The organism is Streptomyces sp. NPDC056361, from assembly GCF_042262805.1.
Lineage (GTDB): Bacteria > Actinomycetota > Actinomycetes > Streptomycetales > Streptomycetaceae > Streptomyces.
Map to the genome: position 1 here is coordinate 1 of NZ_JBHJQI010000294.1, position 3,408 is coordinate 3,408.

Below are 3,408 nucleotides of genomic sequence, written 5' to 3' on the forward strand. Positions count from 1 at the left end.
GACAACTACACTAAAAACTTCCAACAAAACCAACAATGTGTCAAAAATTAACCGCGTCGTCCTCGGCGGCGGGCTCGGAGGCCTCGGCCTCCGCGTCGGCCTCCACCGGCTCCGCCGAATCGGCGGCCTCCGGCTCGACGGCTTCCGACTCCGGATCGGTCGACTCCTGGTCCTTCGACACCGGCGCCTTCGACACCGGCTCTTCCGACACCGGCTCCGTCGGCTCCGGCTTCGGGGTGATCGCGACCTCGACCGACTCGCGCTGGGCGGGCACCGTCAGGGAGTCCGCGTTCTCCGGGTGGTGGCAGGCGACGCGCTGGCCGGGGCGGAGCTCGATGAGCGGCGGCTCCTGGGTCCGGCAGAGGTCGGTGGCCTTCCAGCAGCGGGTGTGGAAGCGGCAGCCCGGGGGCGGGGCGATCGGGGACGGGACGTCGCCGGTGAGGAGGATGCGCTCGTTCTTGGCGCCGCGGCGGCGGGGGTCCGGGATGGGGACCGCCGACATCAGGGCGCGGGTGTACGGGTGCATCGGGTTCTCGTACAGCGACTTGCGGTCCGCGAGCTCGACGACCTTGCCGAGGTACATGACGGCGATGCGGTCCGAGACGTGCCGGATGACCGAGAGGTCGTGCGCGATGATCACGTACGTGAGGCCGAGCTCCTGCTGGAGGTCGTCCAGGAGGTTGACCACCTGCGCCTGGATGGAGACGTCCAGGGCGGAGACGGGCTCGTCCGCGACGACGAGCTTCGGCTTGAGGGCGAGCGCGCGGGCGATGCCGATGCGCTGGCGCTGGCCGCCGGAGAACTCGTGCGGGTAGCGGTTGTAGTGCTCGGGGTTGAGGCCCACCAGGCCGAGGAGGCGCTGGACCTCCTTCTTCACGCCGCCCTCGGGCTCGACGCCCTGGAGCTTGAACGGCGCGGAGACGATCGTGCCGACCGTGTGGCGCGGGTTCAGCGAGCCGTACGGGTCCTGGAAGATCATCTGGATGTCCCGGCGGAGCGGCCGCATGCCCGCGACGCCGAGGTGGGAGATGTCCGTGCCCTGGAACTCGACGGTGCCGTCGGTGGGTTCGAGGAGCCGGGTGATGAGCCGGCCCATCGTGGACTTGCCGCAGCCGGACTCGCCGACGACGCCGAGGGTCTCACCGGGGTAGACCTCGAAGTCGATCCCGTCGACCGCCTTGACCGCGCCCGTCTGGCGCTGGAGAAGCCCCTTCTTGATGGGGAAGTGCTTCTTCAGGCCGCTGACCCTGAGCAGGGGTTCCATGTTGTCGCTCACAGTTTCGGCGCAATCTCTTCGGTCCAGATGCGGGTGCGCTCCTCCTGCGGCATGTGGCAGGCCGAGTAGTGGCGCTCTCCGGCCAGGGCCAGTTCGGGCCGCTGGGTGCGGGTGATGCCGCCCTTGGGGACGTCCGCGTACGGGCAGCGGGGGTTGAAGGCGCAGCCGCTCGGGATGTTGATGAGGCTGGGCGGGTTGCCCTTGACCGGGATGAGCCGGTCGGTCTGGTCGCGGTCGATCCTCGGCATCGAGCCGAGCAGGCCCCAGGTGTAGGGGTGCTGCGGCTCGTAGAAGACGGACTCGGCCGGGCCTCGTTCGACACAGCGCCCGCCGTACATGACGAGGATGTCGTCGGCGAGCTCGGCGACGACGCCGAGGTCGTGGGTGATGATGACGACCGCGGAGCCGAACTCCTTCTGGAGGTCCCGCATCAGGTCGAGGATCTGGGCCTGCACGGTGACGTCGAGCGCGGTGGTCGGCTCGTCGGCGATGAGCAGTTCGGGGTTGTTGACGAGCGCCATGGCGATCATCGCGCGCTGGCGCATGCCGCCCGAGAACTCGTGCGGGTAGTTGTCGAACCGCTTGTCGGGCTCGGGGATGCCGACCCGGTCGAGGAGTTCGACGGCCCGGCGCCGCGCGGTCTTCTTGTCCACGTTGTTGTGGACGCGGTACGCCTCCACGATCTGGTGGCCGACCGAGTAGTACGGGTGCATCGCGGACAGCGGGTCCTGGAAGATCATCGCCATCTCGCGGCCGCGCATCCGGCGGACCTGCTCCGGGTCCGCGGAGAGCAGCTCGCGGCCGTTCAGCCAGATCTCGCCGGAGATCCGCGCCTTCTGGCGGCCGTACTGGCCGACCGTGTGGAGGCCCATGATGCCGAGCGAGGTGACCGACTTGCCGGAGCCGGACTCGCCCACGATGCCGAGGGTCTTGCCCTTCTCCAGCTGGAAGCTGAGGCCGTCGACCGACTTGACCAGACCGTCGTCGGTCGGGAAGTGGATCTTCAGGTCGCGGACGTCGAGGAACGCGTCGGAGGGGGCGGAGCCGGTGGCGACGGGTTCTCCCACCGCCGCGCCCGTCTTCGTCAGCTTGTCCGTCATGCGAGCCTCACTCGGGGGTCGATCACCGCGTACAGCAGGTCCACCACGAGGTTCGCGATGACGACGCACGCGGCGGTGATGAGGGTGACGGCCAGGATCAGCGGCAGGTCGCGCTCGCTCACGCCCTTGATGGCGAGGCCGCCGAGGCCGTGCAGGCTGAACGCGGTCTCCGTCAGGATCGCGCCGCCGACGAGGGCGCCGAGGTCCATGCCGAAGATGGTCAGGATCGGGGTCATGGTGGAGCGCATGGCGTGCTTGCCGAGCACGACGGACTCCGGCAGGCCCTTGGCCCGGGCGGTGCGGATGTAGTCCTCGCCGAGGACCTCCAGCATGGTGGCGCGGGTGAGCCGCGCGTACATCGCCGCGTACAGGAAGGCGAGGGTGACCCACGGCAGGAGCAGGCCGCCGAACCAGCCGCCGAAGGACTCGGTGATCGGTACGTAGCTGGCGTTGAGCCAGCCCAGCTGGGTGCGGAAGACGAGCATCGCCAGCATGGCCGTGAAGAAGATGGGGAGCGAGACGCCGGCCAGCGCGGTGATCATCGCCGCACGGTCGACGATCGTGCCCCGCTTGAGCGCGGAGACCACGCCCGTGGAGACGCCGAGCACCAGCCACAGCACGGCGGCGCCGATGACCATGGACAGGGTGACCGGGAACGCGTCGACGAGCATCGTCGAGACGTCCTGCTCGGTGCGGAACGAGTAGCCGAAGCACGGCGCGGCGCAGTGGATCGTGTCGCCGCCGCCGGTGTAGTCCCGGCCGACGAAGATGCCGGAGACGAAGTGCCAGAACTGCACCAGGATCGGCTCGTCCAGGCCCAGCTTCTGCCGGACGGCCTCGATGGAAGCCGGATCCGCCTGCTTGCCGACGAACATCGCGGCAGGGTCGCTGCCGGTCATCTTGGGGATGAGGAAGAAGATGCTGAGCGTCACGAGCGTGACGACGAGCAGCATCACGACGACTGCGAAGAGTCGCCGGATTATGTATGCAAGCATGCGGTCGGCCGGTCGGCGGCCGGGGAACCCGATCGGG

General features: G+C 68.9%; 3 protein-coding genes. All 3 read right to left on the bottom strand.

All coding sequences use genetic code 11. The features are described 5' to 3' along the window. Window positions 1-40: 40 nt before the first annotated feature. From ACFCY7_RS40205 to ACFCY7_RS40215, 3 genes are read right to left on the bottom strand one after another with little or no spacing between them, the layout of a single operon-like run. Complete coding sequence (locus tag ACFCY7_RS40205; RefSeq protein WP_376491039.1) at window positions 41-1,264, bottom strand: ABC transporter ATP-binding protein; 1,224 nt, start codon at window positions 1,262-1,264, stop codon at window positions 41-43. An 8-nt stretch (window positions 1,265-1,272) separates the two neighbouring features. Next, a complete protein-coding gene (locus ACFCY7_RS40210; RefSeq protein WP_376491038.1) occupies window positions 1,273-2,376 on the bottom strand; it encodes an ABC transporter ATP-binding protein in 1,104 nt (367 codons plus the stop codon). Continuing rightward, a complete protein-coding gene (locus tag ACFCY7_RS40215) occupies window positions 2,373-3,371 on the bottom strand; it encodes an ABC transporter permease (protein ID WP_376491040.1) in 999 nt (332 codons plus the stop codon). Before ACFCY7_RS40215 ends, ACFCY7_RS40210 begins: the two co-directional genes overlap by 4 nt. Between the last annotated feature and the right edge of the window lie 37 nt (window positions 3,372-3,408).